The organism is Roseateles sp. GW821-FHT09G09 (assembly GCF_059415965.1).
The window spans coordinates 691,574-707,237 of the sequence record NZ_JBWKOG010000001.1 but is presented as its reverse complement, the minus strand read 5'-3'; the positions used below and the strand labels follow the sequence as shown (position 1 = coordinate 707,237).

Below are 15,664 nucleotides of genomic sequence, written 5' to 3'. Positions count from 1 at the left end.
CGCTCGTCTGGCCGGAAACGAAAAAGCCCCGCTTTCGCGGGGCTTCGCTTTTCAGACGACTGATCGGGAGATCAGAACGACTGGGTGTAGCGGACGTACATGAAGCGGTCGACCGGCATGTTGGGATCCACCGAGGCCGCCGACGAAGCAGCCAGACCAGCGGAACCGGCTTGGTAGTTGATGCGCGGCTTGATGTCGAACAGGTTGTTCGCACCCACCTGGATCACACCCTTCCACGGCGACTTCCAGGTCACGCTCAGGTCGTTGAAGATCTGAGCCGACTTGCGGTGGTAGCCGGAGCCCCAGCTTTGCTCGGTGTCGGGGTTCGTGCACTCCACGTCCACGTCCCAGCACTGGTCCTTGAACGAGCTGAAGTAACGGGTCATGAAGCGGACGCCCCAGTCACCCATCGACCAGTCGATCGGCAGGTTCGCCTTCACGCGGTAGTAAGGCCATTCGCCTTCGTACTTGTCCCAGTTGGAGTCCTTCGTGGCCTTCTGACGGTACTTCGTCAGGTAGGACAGCTCGAGGCCCACGCGGAACTGGCCGAACGAGGTACGGGGCAGCTGGTACGACGCGCTGACGTCGATGCCTTCGGTCTGGATCTGCGCCAGGTTCAGGTTGCCGCGCTCCAGGTACGTGACCATGCCGTTGCTCGGATCACGCTGGATCGAGGCGCAGAACGTCGGGTTGTTCTGCACGTAGCACTGGTCCAGCACGTACTGCGCCGAGATCGAGGTGATGACGTTCTTGATGTCGACGCGGTACCAGTCCACGCCGACCGTCAGACCTTGCACCTGCGACGGGCTGAACACGAAGCCCAGCGTCTTGGTCAGCGCGGTTTCCGGGGTCAGCGTCGCGTTGCCGGCGCCGGCGTTGAAGGCTGCGGTGCCTTGCGTCGAGGCGTTGACCGGCGAACCGGCCTGGTTGATCTGGCGGAAGTTCGCCGGAACGCCCTTGGCCAGGCAGTTGGCCGCCACGGCCGCCGAACCGGTCGCCGCGCCGCGCGGGCCGGTGTCGCAAGGATCGTAGTAGCTGTCGAACGACTGCTGGCCGCCACCGAAGGTGTCGCCGATCGTCGGTGCACGGAAACCTTCAGCGATCGTGCCGCGGAACAGCAGGTCCTTGACCGGCTTCCACTTGAACGACGCCTTGCTGTTGGTCGTGCTGCCGAAGTTGCTGTAATCCGAGTAGCGGGTCGCCAGGTTCAGGTCCAGCTGCTCGGCCATCGTCATGCCCTTGAGCACGGGGATGTTCAGCTCGCCGTAGACTTCCTTGATGTTGTACTTCGCGTCGGTCGCGTTGCCGGCCAGGTCGGTGGTGTACCCGCGGCTGGCCATCAGGTCCGGCGTGTCATGGCCGGACAGGCGGCGGTATTCCGCGCCGATCGACGCACCCAGCTCGCCCGCGGGCAGCGTCAGCAGGCTGCCGCCGATGTTGGCCTGGTACGAGGTGATCGTGCTGCCGTAGGTGGCGTGCGTCAGCGCGTTGACGTAGGCCAGGGCGGCCGGCGTCGAGGCGCTCGGGCCGCCGATGATGTTGAACGGCGTGCACTGCGTCAGCGGGATCGGCTTGGCGGCGGTACCGCACTGGACCACGCCGTCGCTGTTCAGGAACGACGGACCCATGGCGTTCTTCAGGTTCACCAGGTTCAGGTTGCCCGAACCGTTGACCACGCCGTCGGTCTTGTCGTACAGGACGCCCACGTCCCAGTTGAAGCCCTTGCCGGCCACCGTGAAGTCGCCTTCGAGGCCAGTGTCCAGATGCAGGGTCTTGGCGTTGTTCTGGGTGACGCGCGGCAGCTCGACCACGCGGCGGGTCACGAACAGGTCCTGGCCGTTGCCGGCGCCGGCCACGCGGTTGCCGTACGGGTTGTAGTAGCTGTCCTTGTCCAGGTAGACCGGGAAGCCGACCTGCGAGCGGCTGTTGAACGGATAACCAGCGACCTGCGCGGTCGATTCACGCTCCGCGTAGTTGGCGGACGTCTTGAAGCGCAGGTTGTCGGAGATGTCGTAGTCGCCCTTGACGAACAGCGACTTCAGTTCGACCGGGCTGGCGAACATCATCTGCGACGACGAGTTGAACGTGTCGCCCGCGCGGGTCGTGTGGTAGTTGGCCGGGTTGGACGCATCGGCGCCGACGCCGTCGGCCAGACCTTCCAGACCGCCCGTGTGGTTCAGGATCTGGTTGAAGCCGCCCGTGGCGGCCGAGGTGTTGGCCAGGCCGGCGGCCGTCAGCGGGCTGATCCGTCCCCAGGGCGAAGCGCCCCAGCCGTCGGAGCAGTGGTCCGGGCCGTACGAGCACGAGGTGATCGCGCGGTCCTTCGCCCAGATGACGCCTTGGCTCGAGTACGAGATGTTGGCGACCACCGAAGCCTTGTCGCTGCGGGTGCCCAGGGTCAGGTCGAACTGCTTGGACGTGCCGTCGCCCTTTTCGTTCTGGCCGTAGAAGGCCGAGGCCTCGATGCCTTCGAAGCCCTTCTTCAGGATGAAGTTCACCACGCCGGCGATGGCGTCCGAGCCGTAAATGGCCGACGCGCCGTCCTTCAGCACCTCGACGCGCTCGATCAGCGCGGACGGGATGTTGGACATGTCGGTGTAGCCGTTGATCGAGGTCGACCAGCGCTTGCCGTTGACCAGGACCAGCACGCGCTGGGAACCCAGGTTGCGCAGGTTGGCGTACTGGCCGCCCTGCTCGCGGTTGGAGGTCAGCACGGCGCCCTTGCTGAAGTCAGGGGTGCCTGCGGAGGTCAGCGCGTTGACGATGTCGCCGGCGGTGACCAGGCCCGACTTGCGGATGTCTTCGCGGGTCACCGTCTGCACCGGCTGCGACGTCTCGACGTCGATCTGGCGGATGCGCGAACCCGTGATCTCCACGCGTTCGATCTGTGTGGGCGAGCTGGCCGCCGGGGCCTGTTGTGCTTGAGCGGTGCCGGCAATGGCCAGCAGCGCTGCGAAAGCAATCTTTGAACGTTGATGCATGACTTCTCCGAAGGATGCGTGTGGGCTTGTGGACCTCTGACCCAGCGACCTGTCCGTCCAGGTCGGACAGGCCAGGGCTACGCGCCGGGTGACTCGAGCGAAGTGATTGTGGAGAGCGTCATCTGGCCGACTTCTCCGGGTAACCGCCAACTGGAAGTCATGCCCGCTTGCCTCTTTGGATACGTTTCGCAGCACACCGGGATTGCAACTATTTGCTAACCCATTGTTTTTATTTGCTTTTCTTCCGGCATCAAATTGGTGCGTGACTGTCATGTAAAGAATCGTTGATGTCTTCGCATGACCGTCGACACGGGTGTGTCGTTGGTCACTGGCAACAGACGGCAGGGTCACCCCCAGAACGGAGGGCCACGTTTTCCAGTATTCGCCCGGATGGCTTTGAGACATCACCCCTCACCCGACCCAGTCGTCCAAGTTGGTGCATCTTTGTTGTCAAACCGCCACCTTTTGAGCACGGATCGTGTCGGGTTAACCCTCGTTTAGGCCAACCGACTCGGAGAGCGCACCGGAGCAACATCGGGAAACACGCAGCTCTGCACACTGTTTTTGCGACGCCCTGACGACAGACGACAGGGCGTTGTTCTTCGCGGTGTTACCGCGCCGTCTCGGCGCCACACGCGCCGTCTACGCTTAGGAGTTGCAGAGATGTACAAACTGAACGCGGTGAGCCTGGCAGTCGCCGCCACCTTCGCGGCCGCGTCCCTTCCGGCGCTCGCCCAGCAGCAGGACCAGACCCAGCTCGAGCGGGTCGTCGTCACCGGCTCGGCCATCAAGCGGATCGACGCCGAGACCGCCGTCCCGGTGACGGTGGTGAAGATGGACGACCTGAAGAAGTCGGGGATCACCTCCGTCGAGCAGGTGATGGCCAACCTGTCGTCGGTGCAGTCCACCGGCAACACGGCCCAGTCGATCGGCTCCAGCAGCGGCGGCGCGTCCTTCGCCGACATGCGCGGCATCGGCGCCGACAAGACCCTGGTGCTGCTGAACGGCCAGCGCATCGCCAACAACGCGGTCGACGGCTCGGCGCCCGACCTGAACATGATCCCGTTCGCGGCGATCGACCGCATCGAAGTGCTGCGAGACGGCGCCTCCGCGCTGTACGGCACGGACGCCATCGGCGGCGTGATCAACTTCATCACCAAGTCCAACTTCCAGGGCGGCACCATCACCCTGGGCGCCGACTCCCCCGAGAAGACCGGCGGCAAGTCGCGCAACTTCAACGCCGGCTACGGCTACGGCGACCTGCAGAAGCAGGGCTTCAACCTGTTCGGCTCGATCTCGTACCGCAAGCAGGACGCCATCGACGGCACGCAGCGCAACTTCAACCAGCGCATGCCCGGCGGCCTGTCCTACAGCACCGCGCCGGCCAACTACACGCAGGACAACGCGACCTTCTACAACCCGACGGGCACCGCCTGCACCGGGACGCAGATGATCTACTCCGGCGGCGCCTGCAAGCTGGTCACCGCCTCGTTCGTCGACTTCATCCCCAAGGTCGAGACCACCTCCGGCCTGATCAAGGGCAGCCTGCTGGTCAACGACAGCCTGACGCTGGGCGCGGAGCTGTTCGCGACCCGCAACGAGGTCACGACCTTCGTCGCCCCGGTCCCCTACGGCGGTTATGACGTCAACCCGGGCACCAAGTACTACCCGACGCCGCCCGCGGGCTCGCTGATCGACACCACCCAGCCGGTGTCGGTGTACTGGCGCGACTTCCCCAACGGCTCGCGCGGCCAGACCAACAAGAACAACCAGCAGCGCCTGATGTTCACGGCCGACGGCAACGGCCTGGGCTGGGACTACTCGGTCAACCTGTCCTACAACCGCAACAAGGTCGACCAGTACCTGGTCAGCGGTTATGCCGACGGCGACCTGATCGGCGCCGGCCTGGCGGACGGCCGCATCAACCCGTTCGGCGACCAGGACGCCACCGGCACCGCGCTGCTGCAGCAGGCCGCGCTGAACGGCCTGCTGGAATCGGCCAAGGGCACGGTCACCAACCTGAACGCGCACGCCAGCCGCGACCTCGTCGACTGGTTCGGCGCCGGCCGCCCGTCGCAGCTCGCGCTGGGCGTGGAGTTCCGCCACGAGAAGTTCAAGTCGGCGGCCAACACCGACTTCGCCGCCAAGGTCTCGGCCTCGACCGGCGTGGATCCGAACTCGCTGGCCGAGGGCTCGCGCAACGTCAGCGCGCTGTACGGCGAACTGAACGTGCCGGTGCTCAAGTCCCTGGACGTGACGGCCTCGGTCCGCTACGACAAGTACAGCGACTTCGGCAGCTCCACCAACCCGAAGGCCAGCTTCCGCTTCCAGCCGATGAAGGAACTGCTGGTGCGCGGCTCGGCGTCCACCGGTTTCCGCGCGCCGACGCTGTATGAGCTGTACGGCAGCCCGGCCTACACCAACACCGCGGGCAACTACGCCAACCCGCTGCTGTGCCCGGACGGCCAGTCCGGCACCCAGTGCGAAGCGCAGTTCCAGGTGCTGAACGCCGGCAACAAGAACCTGCGTCCCGAGAAGTCGAAGACCGCCACCCTGGGCTTCGTCGTCGAACCGGCGGCCAACCTGAGCGTGGGCGTGGACTTCTGGTGGGTGCACCTGAAGGACACGATCGGCTCGATCCCGCAGTTCGCGCTGTTCAACAACTACGGCACCTACCCGGCGCTGCAGCAGTACTTCCACTTCGGCCCGGGCAACACGCTGTCCATCGCCAGCAACTGCCCCGGCGAAGAGTGCGGCTACGTCGACCAGACGCTGCTGAACCTGGGCAAGGTGCGCACCAACGGCCTGGACCTGAGCGCCCAGTACCGCCTGAACAGCGCGATCGGCCAGTTCGACTTCGCGCTGAACAGCACCTACGTCGCCAAGTACGAGTTCCAGGACTTCAAGGACGGCTACTGGGTTCGCAACGTGGGCAACTACGGCGAGTCGGGTCCGATCTTCCGCTGGCAGCACAACCTGACGACCAACTGGCGCTACCAGGACTTCGGCGCCGGCGTGACGATGCGCTACAAGTCGGGCTACGCGGACTTCGATCCGACCACCCACGCGCGCGTGCCGTCGTACACCACCTTCGACCTGTTCGGCAGCTGGGCGCCGCGCAAGGACCTGTCGCTGGTCCTGGGCGTGCGCAACCTGTTCGACCGCGATCCGCCGTTCTCCAACCAGGAAGATCTCTTCCAGGGCGGCGGCTGGGACTCGCGTTACGCCGATCCGACCGGTCGCGCGTACTACGTCCGGGCCACCTACTCGTTCTGAGCGGGTCAGCCACAGGGAAGCGGGAGGGGAGACCCTCCCGCTTTTTTTTCGTCCCGACGACGGCGCGCCGCCGTCCGCCCGCGGGGGTGGGAATCGCCGGTCCCGCCGCCTCGACGGGCTCCCTAGAATGTGCGGTTGTTCTTCGCTGTCAGAAACGCCCCCATGTCCGTCGAGTCGCCCGCGGGTCCGCCCGCCGCCTGCCAGGTCCTGATCATCGGCGCCGGCCCCGCCGGCAGCGCGGCCGCGCGCTGGCTCGCCCGCGCGGGTCTGGACGTCGTGATGGTCGACCAGCAGCCGCTGGGCCGCGACAAGGTCTGCGGCGACGGCCTGATCCCCGACGCCCACCAGGCGCTCGAACGCCTGGGCCTGCTGGACCGGGTGATGGCCAAGGCGGAGCGCTCGACGCACGTGGGCTGCGTCGGACCGCGCGGCGGCCGCATCGACGTGCCGGGCCACCTCGCGGTGCTGCCGCGCAAGCAGCTCGACGAGATCCTGAACCTCGGCGCCCAGGAAGCCGGCGCGCGTTTCCTGGCGCCGGCGCGCTTCGAATCGGCGTTGGAGGACGCGCAGGGCCGTGTGCGCGGCGCGCGGCTCACCCTCGACGGCCAGTCCCACGAGATCGCCGCCGACTGGGTGATCCTGGCCACCGGCGCGGTGCCCAAGGCGCTGACGGCGGCCGGCATGTGCGAGCGCCACACCCCCAGCGGCGTCGCGTTGCGCGGCTACGTGCGGGCGCCGACGATGGTCGGCGAGATCAAGGCGCTGGAAGTGGTCTGGTGCAAGGCGGTGCAACCGGGCTACGGCTGGATCTTCCCGGCGCCGGACGGCAGCTTCAACATCGGCGTCGGCGTGACCGACAGCCACAAGGACCTGGCCGGGAAGGGCCAGAAGAAGGACGTCAACCTGCGCGCCATCTTCGACGCCTTCGTCGAGCACTATCCGCCCGCGAAGCGGCTGATGGCCGAGGGCGAGCTGGTCGGCGAACTCAAGGGCGCGCCGCTGCGCTGCACGCTCAACGGCGCGCGCTGGACGCGGCCCGGGCTGCTGGTCACCGGCGAGGCGGCGGGCTCGACCTATTCGTTCACAGGCGAGGGCATCGGCAAGGCGATGGAGACCGGCCTGCTGGCCGCGGAAGCGATCTTGGCGCATCGCATCGCCGGGACGACCGGCATCGACAGCGCCCGCGACAGCCTGGTCCGCGATCAGTACGAATCGGGCCTGCGCGCGCTGCAGCCCAAATACGACCTGTACGAGCGCGGCAACCGCGTGAACCGTTTCCCCTGGCTGGCCGACCTGCTGATCTGGCGCGCGCAGAAGAGTCCGCGCCTGCTGCGGCGCATGAGCGGCGTGCTCAACGAGACCAGCAATCCCGGCAACCTGGTCAGCCTGAAGGGGATCACGCGGCTGTTCCTGGAATGACCCGTTGCATGATGAGCGCAGCGACCTGAGCCTGGAGAGACCGCGATGTGCCAGCTGATGGGCATGAATGCCCGCCGACCCACCGATGTGATGTTCAGCTTCGCCGGGCTGGCGACGCGGGCGCACGAGCACAAGGACGGCTTCGGCATCGCGTTCTTCGAAGGCCGCGGGCTGCGGCACTTCGTCGACCACCACAGCGCGCGGGTCTCGCCGCTGGCGGAGCTGGTCAAGACCTACCCGATCCGCAGCGACGTCGTCATCGCGCACATCCGCAAGGCGACGCAGGGCGTCGTATCCCTGGAGAATACGCACCCCTTCGTGCGCGAGCTGTGGGGCCGCTACTGGGTGTTCGCGCACAACGGCGACCTCAAGGGCTTCGCGCCGCGGCTGCATGCGGCCTTCAAGCCGGTGGGGCAGACCGACAGCGAGCAGGCCTTCTGCTGGCTGATGCAGGAACTGGCCAAGGCGCACGCCGACATGCCGGCGATCGAGGAGCTGAACCACACGCTGCGCGAACTGCTGCCGCGGCTCAACGGTCACGGCACCTTCAACATGCTGCTCTCCAACGGCCAGGCGCTGTGGGCGCACGGCTCGACCAAGCTGCACTACCTGCTGCGCCGGCCGCCGTTCGGCCACGTGACCCTGCAGGACGAGGACGTCAGCGTCGACCTGGCTGCCAAGACCACCGAGGACGATCGCATCGCCATCGTCGCCACCGAGCCGCTGACGCGCGGCGAAGCCTGGATCCTGATCGACCCGGGCACGCTGAAGGTCTTCGTCGGCGGCGAGCCGCTCTGCTGATGGCAGCCGTGGCGGCCGGTGCCCCGTGGAGCGAATGCCGAGCGTGAGGAGGCGATTGAGCGGAGCGGGGCACCGGCCGCCATGGCGTCCGCTCGGTCGTCGCAGTCGGCTGATCGTCCCCACCCACTGCCATTCGCCGCATCCGGAGGCGGTCGACGGCCCCCTGGCCTAGACTCGCCGCATGACTTCGCCCAGCGCTCCCGCCGACGCGGTCCCCCAGGTCAAGCCGCCCGCCGCGGCCGGCATCGCGCCATCGCCATCGCCATCGCCAGTGCCATCGGCAGTGCCAGTGCCATCGCCAGCAACATCACCGGCCCCGTCGACGTCCACCGCCGCCGACCCCGGCGCCGTCCAGGTCGACTGGACGCAATGGCTGTTCCCGGGCCCGAGGCGCACCTTCAGCGATGCCGAGATCGAACGCTCCGGCCTGAAGACCTGGTCCTCCGCCATCGACTGCTACGTGATGAGCAACGTGCTGGTGCTGGTGCTGGTCTTCTACACGATGCTGCCGCGCCACCTGGCACATGTGATCCTGATCGGCGGACTGGCGATGGCGTCCATCGGCCTGAGCGTCTCGCGCTGGCTGTGGCGCCAGCCGACCCGGACCCGCTTCAACGGCGCGACCCTCGCCTTGAGCGTGCTGATGGTGCTGTTCACGCTGGGCATGACGAAGGCGGGCTTCCGGGAAGAGGCCCGCGACCTGCTGCCCTTCGTCGCGGGCGGGATGACGCTGACGGTGTCGTCGTGGTGGTTCCTGACGCTGTACCGGACGCAGCAGCTGGGGGCGCGGCTGGCGGAGCTCGACGCGCAGGACGAGCGCATCGCGATGGCGCAGCGGCTGGCCACGGCGCAGATCCAGCCGCATTTCCTCTTCAACACGCTGGCATCGCTGCAGCATTGGGTCGACACGCGCGACGACCGCGCCGGGCCGATGCTGCGCTCGCTGACGCGCTACCTGCGGGCGACGCTGCCGATGTTCGAGCAGGACCGGCTGCCGCTGTCGCAGGAACTGCAGATCGTGCGCAGCTACCTGGACATCATGCAGGCGCGGCTGGGGCAGCGGCTGAGCTGGTCGCTGGACACGGACGAGACCGCCCAGGCCGCGATCGACACCGCGAGCCTGCCGCCCGGCACTTTGCTGACGCTGGCGGAGAACGCGATCACGCACGGGATCGAGCCCAGCCTGCGCGGCGGACACATCGCCGTGCGGGTGAAGGCGATGGACGGGCGCCTGCGCCTGGAGGTGCAGGACGGCGGCCGCGGGCTTCCGCCCGGGGCCTGCGAAGGCCTGGGCCTGGCCAACACGCGGGAACGGCTCAAGGCCCAGTTCGGCGCCCGCGCCACCTTGGGCCTGACGCCCGGTTCGCTGGAAGCGCCGGGGTGCCTCGCCTGGGTCGAGGTGCCGGCCGCCTGACGGCCTCGGGGCTGGCGCACGCCGCCGGGCCGCATTGAAGGACGCCGTCGCAGGACGCTTCGCAAGATTTTTCGAGGGAGACCACAGGCATGACGACAAGGATCCGCACCCTGATCGCGGACGACGAGGAAGGTCCGCGCGAGCAACTGCGCGCCGCGCTGGCCCGGCTGGCGCCGGAGATCGAGATCGTGGCGGCCAGCGTCAACGGCTGCGATGCCTGGGACGATTGCCTCGAGCACGAACCGCAGCTCTGCTTCCTGGACATCCGCATGCCGGGCATGTCCGGCCTGGAGGTCGGGCAGCGCCTGTCGCAGCTGGCGGAGCCGCCACAGGTCGTGTTCGTCACGGCCTACGGCGATCACGCGCTGTCGGCCTTCGAAGCCGGCGCCGTCGACTACGTGCTGAAACCGGTCGAGGACTTGCGGCTCGAGCAATGCCTCCAGCGACTGAGACAACGCCAGGCCTTGAACGGCGCCGCGCCGGACAAGGCGGGCGCCGACGACGTCGACCCCCACGGTCGCCCAACCTCGGCGGCGATGCCCGCGGCCACGCTGGAGCTGCTGCGCCAGCTGCTGCCCGCGCAGCGGCCCTCGATGCGGCCCATCCAGGCCAGCCAGGGCCGCGAGATCCAGTTGATCGCGCCGGACGACATCCTGTTCTTCCAGAGCGACAGCCGCTACACCCGCGTCGTGCATCGCGACGGCGAAGCGTGGATCCGCACGGCCCTCAAGGAGCTGCTGGGCGACCTGGATCCGGGCGTGTTCTGGCAGGTCCACCGCTCGGTGCTTGTCAACAGCCGCTTCATCACGAGCGCCACGCGTGTCGACGAGAACACGATGCAGCTCTCGCTCAAGGGGTGCGCGGAGAAGCTGCCGGTGTCGCGGCAGTTCCAGGGCCTGTTCAAGGGCCAGTGAGGCAGGATCGCCGCGCGCGACGCGGACAGCGAGGTGTCGCGCAGACACCGGGATCGCAGACGGAAAAAAAGGGGCCGAGGCCCCTTTCATCGTCGTGGCGGTGAGGCCTCAGCGCATCGCCGTCGGCGCGGGCGCCTCGGCATCGATGCCGCCTGCCAGCGCCTTGTAGACGCCGACCAGCGAGGTCGCCGCCGCCGTCTGCGATTGCGCCAGCTGGTTGCGCGCCGTGAGCAGTTCGCGCTCGGCGTCCAGCACCGCGAGGAAGTCGCTGATGCCGACCTTGAAGCGCTCACGTGCGATGTTGGCCGCACGCTCCGCCGAGACCGCCGCGTCGAACAGCGCCTGCGCCTGCTGCTGGCTGCGGTTGTAGGTCACCAGCGCGCCTTCGGTCTCCTCCAGCGCGGCAAGCACGGTGCGCTCGTAGCTGATGAAGGCCGCTTCGTTGCGGGCGTCCGCCGCCGCGATCTGCGCGCGGATGCGGCCGAAGTCGATCAGGTTCCACACCAGCTGTGCGCCGAGGTTGTAGGCGTACGCCGGACCGTCGCCCAGGTCGCCGATGCGCGACGCGTTCTGGCCGATCGTGCCGCCTAGCGTGATGCGCGGGAACATCGACGAGCGCGCCACGCCCACGCGCGCCGCGGCCGCGGCCGCCTGCGCCTCGGCTGCGCGGACGTCCGGACGGCGGCGCAGCAGGTCCTCGGGCGTGCCGATGCGATCCAGCGCGATCGTCTTCAGACCCGGCAGCGGCTTGACGTCGGACAGTTCCACGTCGAGCGCCGTCGGCGGTTGGCCCGTCAGCACCGCCAGGCGGTAGCGCGTGCGCGCCAGCGCCATCTCCAGCGAAGGAATCGTGGCTGCGGTGCTCTGCACCAGCGCGCGGGCGCGCTCGGTGTCGAAGCCGTTGCCGCGACCCGCTTCCTGGCGGCCGGACACCAGCTTCAGCGCCCCCTGCTGCGTCTCCAGCGACTGCTGAGCGACGCGCAGTTGCTCCTGCAGACCGCGCAGCTCGAAGTAGTTGCGCGCCACTTCCGCCGCGACGCTGATCTGCGCCGAACGCAGGCCCGCTTCGCCGGCCAGCAGCTCGGCCGCGGTGGCCCGGCGTTCGTCGGACAGGCGGCCGAACAGGTCGGCCTCCCAGCGCACGTCGAAGCCGACCGAGAACGCGTTGCCGCTCTGCGGGTTGCCCTGGTAGTCCGGCGCACGGGCGCGGCCGGCACCGGCCGTCAGGTCGACGGTCGGGAACAGCTGCGCATCGGCGAAGCGCGAGAGTGCCCGCGCTTCGCGCAGGTTGGCCGACGCGATGCGCAGGTCCGTGTTGGCCTGCAGCGCGCGGTTCACCAGCGAATCCAGCCCGGTGTCGTTGAAGCCCTGCCAGAAGCGGCCCACCGGCGCCTGCGCCAGCACGGCGCCGTCACCTTGCGGCGCGTTGGCGAAGCCGTTGGCCAGCGGCACCTCGGACTTCTTCGGCGCGGGCGCCGTCGAGCAGCCCGTCAGGGCCATCGTCGCAGCCGCCGCGGCGGCCATCAGAGAGACTCGGAAGAACATCATGCGCCCCCCTTGGCCGGATTGCCCTTGGGCGTATCGGCGTCGTCGACGCCCGGATGGAACGGGTGGGCGGCGGCATCGATCTGATGACGCAGCTCGACCGCATGGGCGCGCTTCTTCTCGGTGCTCTTGCGCAGCAGCGCGTAGAACACCGGCGTCAGGAAGATGCCGAACAGCGTCACCCCGACCATGCCCGAGAACACCGCGATGCCCATCGCGCGACGCATCTCGCTGCCGGCGCCGGAGCCCAGGATCAGCGGGATCACGCCCGCGCAGAACGCGATCGAGGTCATCAGGATCGGGCGCAGCCGCATGCGGCAGGCGTGGATGATCGCGTCGTGCAGCGCTTCGCCGCGCTCCTCGAGTTCCTTGGCGAACTCGACGATCAGGATCGCGTTCTTGCACGCCAGCCCGACCAGCACCACCAGCGCCACCTGCGAGAAGATGTTGAGATCCCCGGCCTGCGCGAACGGTGGGAAGTGCGACAGCCACACGCCGAAGAGCGCGGACAGGATGCACATCGGCACGATCAGGATGATGGCCAGCGGCAGCGACCAGCTTTCATACTGGGCCGCGAGGACCAGCACCACCAGCAGCACCGAGATCGCCAGCACCGCGCCCAGCGTCGGGATCGAGAAGCCGCCGACCTTGATGTCGCGGGTCAGCCGGTCCTGGTAGGTCAGCTCCGTCCACTCGTAGGTCATGCCGCGCGGCAGGTTCTTCAGGCGCTGCTCGATCTCCGCCTCGGCCTGGCCGCTGGAGAAACCGGGCTTGGCCGCGCCGTTGATGTCCGCGCTCGGGAAGCCGTTGTAGCGCGTCACGCGCGTCGGTCCGAAGGTCGGATCGACGTTCATCAGCGCGCCCAGCGGCACCATCTCGTTCTTCTCGTTGCGCGTCTTCAGGTCGGTGATGCTGCCGGCGTTGGAACGGAAGGGCGCGTCCGCCTGCACGATCACCTGGTAGGTCTTGCCGAAGCGGCTGAAGTCGTTGACGTACAGCGAGCCGAGGTTGATCTGCAGCGTGTCGTAGATGTCCTGCAACTTCACGCCCATCTGCTTGGCCTTGACCCGGTCGACGTGGGCGAAGAGCTGCGGGACGTTGATGTCGTAGGTCGAGTACGGCGTGCCGATGCCGCTCTTCGGGTCGCCGTAGATCGGACCCAGCGTGCCCCAGACGGCGCCGTACAGCGCCTGCTCGCCGAGGCCGGAGCGGTCCTGCACCTGCACCTTGAAACCGCCCGCGTTGCCCAGGCCGTCCACCGCCGGCGGCGGCACGACGAACATGCGCGCGCCCTGGATCTGCTGGATCGCGCCGTTGACCTTGCCCAGGATCGCGTCCTTGGAGGTCTCGGCGGAGGTCCGGTTCTCGAATTCGTCCAGGCCGAAGAACACGATGCCTTCGTTGGGCGCGGCCGAGAAGCCGGCGATCGACAGGCCCGGGAAGGCGATCGAGTCACGGATGCCGGGCACCTTCAGCGCGATGTCGCTCATGCGCCGGATGACTTCCTCGGTGCGGTCCAGCGTGGCGCCGGCCGGCAGCTGCGCGATGCCGATCAGGTACTGCTTGTCCGGCGCCGGCACGAAGCCCGAAGGGATGCGCGTGAACAGCAGGGCGGTCAGGCCCAGCAGGATCGCGTAGACGATCAGCGCGCCGCCCTTGCGCTTCAGGATGCCGGTGACGCCGCGGCTGTAGCCTTCGCTGCGGCGCTGGAAGAAGCAGTTGAACCAGTGGAAGAAGCGGCCGAACAGCTTGTCCATCCCCTTCATGATCGGGTCCTTGGGTGCGTCGTGGGGACGCAGCAGCAAGGCCGCCATGGCGGGCGACAGGGTCAGCGAGTTGAACGCCGAGATCACCGTCGAGATCGCGATCGTGACCGCGAACTGGCGGTAGAACTGGCCCGACAGGCCCGGCACGAAGGTCAGCGGGATGAACACCGCGCACAGCACCAGCGCGATCGCGATGATGGGCCCGGAGACCTCCTGCATCGCCTTGATCGTCGCGGCATGCGGCGTGAGCCCGTCCTCGAGGTTGCGCTCGACGTTCTCGACGACCACGATCGCATCGTCGACCACGATGCCGATGGCGAGCACCAGCCCGAACAGCGTCAGCGTGTTGATCGAGTAGCCCAACAGCAGCAGCACCGCGAACGTGCCCACGATGGACACCGGCACGGCCAGCAGCGGGATGATGGACGCGCGCCAGGTCTGCAGGAAGATGATCACGACCAGCACGACCAGCAGCACGGCCTCGATCAGGGTGTGGATCACCTTCTCGATGGAGGTGGCGACGAAGCGCGTCGGGTCGTAGACGATGTCGTAGCTGACGCCGGCCGGGAAGCTGGCCTTCAGGCGTTCCATCGTCGCGCGCACATCCTTGGAGATGTTCAGCGCGTTGGACTGCGGGGCCTGGAAGATGCCGATGCCGACCGCTTCCTTGTTGTTCAGCAGGCTGCGCAGCGCATAGGTGCCGGGGCCCATCTCGACGCGGCCCACGTCGCGCACGCGGACCAGGCCGCCGGTGGCGGTGTCGGTGCGGATGATGACGTCGGCGAATTCCTCCTCGGTGACGAGGCGGCCCTGCGTGTTGATCTGCAGCTGGAAGTCGGTGCCCTTGGGCGCCGGCGGCGCGCCGACGACGCCGGCCGCGACCTGCGTGTTCTGTTCACGGATGGCGTTGGTGACGTCGGAGGCGGTCAGGCCGCGACCGGCCAGCTTCGCCGGATCCAGCCAGATGCGCATCGCGTAGTCGCCGGAGCCGAAGACCTGCACCGAGCCCATGCCCTGCACGCGCAGCAGTTCGTCGCGGACCTGCAGCTGCGCGTAGTTGCGCAGGTACAGCGCGTCGCGGCTGTTGTCCGGACTGACCATGTGGACGACCATGGTCAGGTTGGGACTGGACTTCTCGGTCGTCACGCCGATCTGCCGGACGATGTCGGGCAGGCGCGGCAGCGCGCGGTTGATGCGGTTCTGGACCGCCGTTTCCGCGGCTTCCGGGTTGGTGCCGATCTTGAAGGTGACCGTCAGCGTCATGCCGCCGTCGGCGGTGGCCTGGCTGTCGAAGTACAGGACGTTTTCCAGCCCGTTGATCTGTTCCTCGAGCGGCGTGGCCACCGTCTCGGAGATCACGCGCGGGTTGGCGCCGGGGAACTGGGCGCGCACGACGACCTGCGGCGGCGCGACCTCGGGGTACTCGGAGATGGGCAGCCGGAAGATCGCCAGCAGGCCCACCAGGAAGATGAAGATCGAGAGGACCGACGCAAAGCGCGGCCGCTCGATGAAGAAGCGTGAGATATCCATGGACGGCCTCGCGTCGGG

Annotated in this window: 8 protein-coding genes; 5 read left to right on the top strand and 3 right to left on the bottom strand. The window is 67.8% G+C overall.

The window, feature by feature from the left end:
* Positions 1–71: 71 nt before the first annotated feature.
* On the bottom strand, positions 72–2,981 hold the full coding sequence (locus AC07O8_RS03085) for a TonB-dependent receptor plug domain-containing protein (RefSeq protein WP_495046636.1): 2,910 nt from the start codon (positions 2,979–2,981) through the stop codon (positions 72–74).
* Between the two features lie 663 nt (positions 2,982–3,644).
* On the opposite strand from AC07O8_RS03085, the gene AC07O8_RS03080 reads away from it, so the two are divergent.
* The 5 genes from AC07O8_RS03080 to AC07O8_RS03060 all read left to right on the top strand — a co-directional run bounded on the left by AC07O8_RS03080 (position 3,645) and on the right by AC07O8_RS03060 (position 10,805).
* Entirely contained in the window at positions 3,645–6,257 is a 2,613-nt protein-coding gene (locus AC07O8_RS03080) for a TonB-dependent receptor (RefSeq protein ID WP_495046635.1), read from the top strand.
* 162 nt (positions 6,258–6,419) lie between these two features.
* Entirely contained in the window at positions 6,420–7,676 is a 1,257-nt protein-coding gene (locus AC07O8_RS03075; RefSeq protein WP_495046634.1) for an NAD(P)/FAD-dependent oxidoreductase, read from the top strand.
* A gap of 45 nt (positions 7,677–7,721) precedes the next feature.
* The gene (locus tag AC07O8_RS03070; protein WP_495046633.1) at positions 7,722–8,477 is read left to right on the top strand and encodes a class II glutamine amidotransferase; all 756 of its coding nucleotides are present in this window, start codon (positions 7,722–7,724) and stop codon (positions 8,475–8,477) included.
* A 181-nt stretch (positions 8,478–8,658) separates the two neighbouring features.
* Positions 8,659–9,891 (top strand): sensor histidine kinase, encoded by a 1,233-nt coding sequence (locus tag AC07O8_RS03065; RefSeq protein WP_495046632.1) that lies wholly within the window; start codon positions 8,659–8,661, stop codon positions 9,889–9,891.
* 89 nt (positions 9,892–9,980) lie between these two features.
* Entirely contained in the window at positions 9,981–10,805 is an 825-nt protein-coding gene (locus tag AC07O8_RS03060) for a LytR/AlgR family response regulator transcription factor (RefSeq protein ID WP_495046631.1), read from the top strand.
* A gap of 108 nt (positions 10,806–10,913) precedes the next feature.
* On the opposite strand, the gene AC07O8_RS03055 is transcribed toward AC07O8_RS03060, so the two are convergent.
* Complete coding sequence (locus AC07O8_RS03055; protein ID WP_495046630.1) at positions 10,914–12,329, bottom strand: efflux transporter outer membrane subunit; 1,416 nt, start codon at positions 12,327–12,329, stop codon at positions 10,914–10,916.
* A 20-nt stretch (positions 12,330–12,349) separates the two neighbouring features.
* Positions 12,350–15,646 (bottom strand): efflux RND transporter permease subunit, encoded by a 3,297-nt coding sequence (locus AC07O8_RS03050; RefSeq protein ID WP_495046629.1) that lies wholly within the window; start codon positions 15,644–15,646, stop codon positions 12,350–12,352.
* Between the last annotated feature and the right edge of the window lie 18 nt (positions 15,647–15,664).

Excerpts from the sequence above, each read along its gene's own strand:
- AC07O8_RS03085 (WP_495046636.1), bottom strand. The coding sequence starts at position 2,981 with ATGCATCAACGTTCAAAGATTGCTTTCGCAGCGCTGCTGGCCATTGCC.
- AC07O8_RS03080 (WP_495046635.1), top strand. The coding sequence starts at position 3,645 with ATGTACAAACTGAACGCGGTGAGCCTGGCAGTCGCCGCCACCTTCGCG.
- AC07O8_RS03075 (WP_495046634.1), top strand. The coding sequence starts at position 6,420 with ATGTCCGTCGAGTCGCCCGCGGGTCCGCCCGCCGCCTGCCAGGTCCTG.
- AC07O8_RS03070 (WP_495046633.1), top strand. The coding sequence starts at position 7,722 with ATGTGCCAGCTGATGGGCATGAATGCCCGCCGACCCACCGATGTGATG.
- AC07O8_RS03065 (WP_495046632.1), top strand. The coding sequence starts at position 8,659 with ATGACTTCGCCCAGCGCTCCCGCCGACGCGGTCCCCCAGGTCAAGCCG.
- AC07O8_RS03060 (WP_495046631.1), top strand. The coding sequence starts at position 9,981 with ATGACGACAAGGATCCGCACCCTGATCGCGGACGACGAGGAAGGTCCG.
- AC07O8_RS03055 (WP_495046630.1), bottom strand. The coding sequence starts at position 12,329 with ATGGCCGCCGCGGCGGCTGCGACGATGGCCCTGACGGGCTGCTCGACG.
- AC07O8_RS03050 (WP_495046629.1), bottom strand. The coding sequence starts at position 15,646 with ATGGATATCTCACGCTTCTTCATCGAGCGGCCGCGCTTTGCGTCGGTC.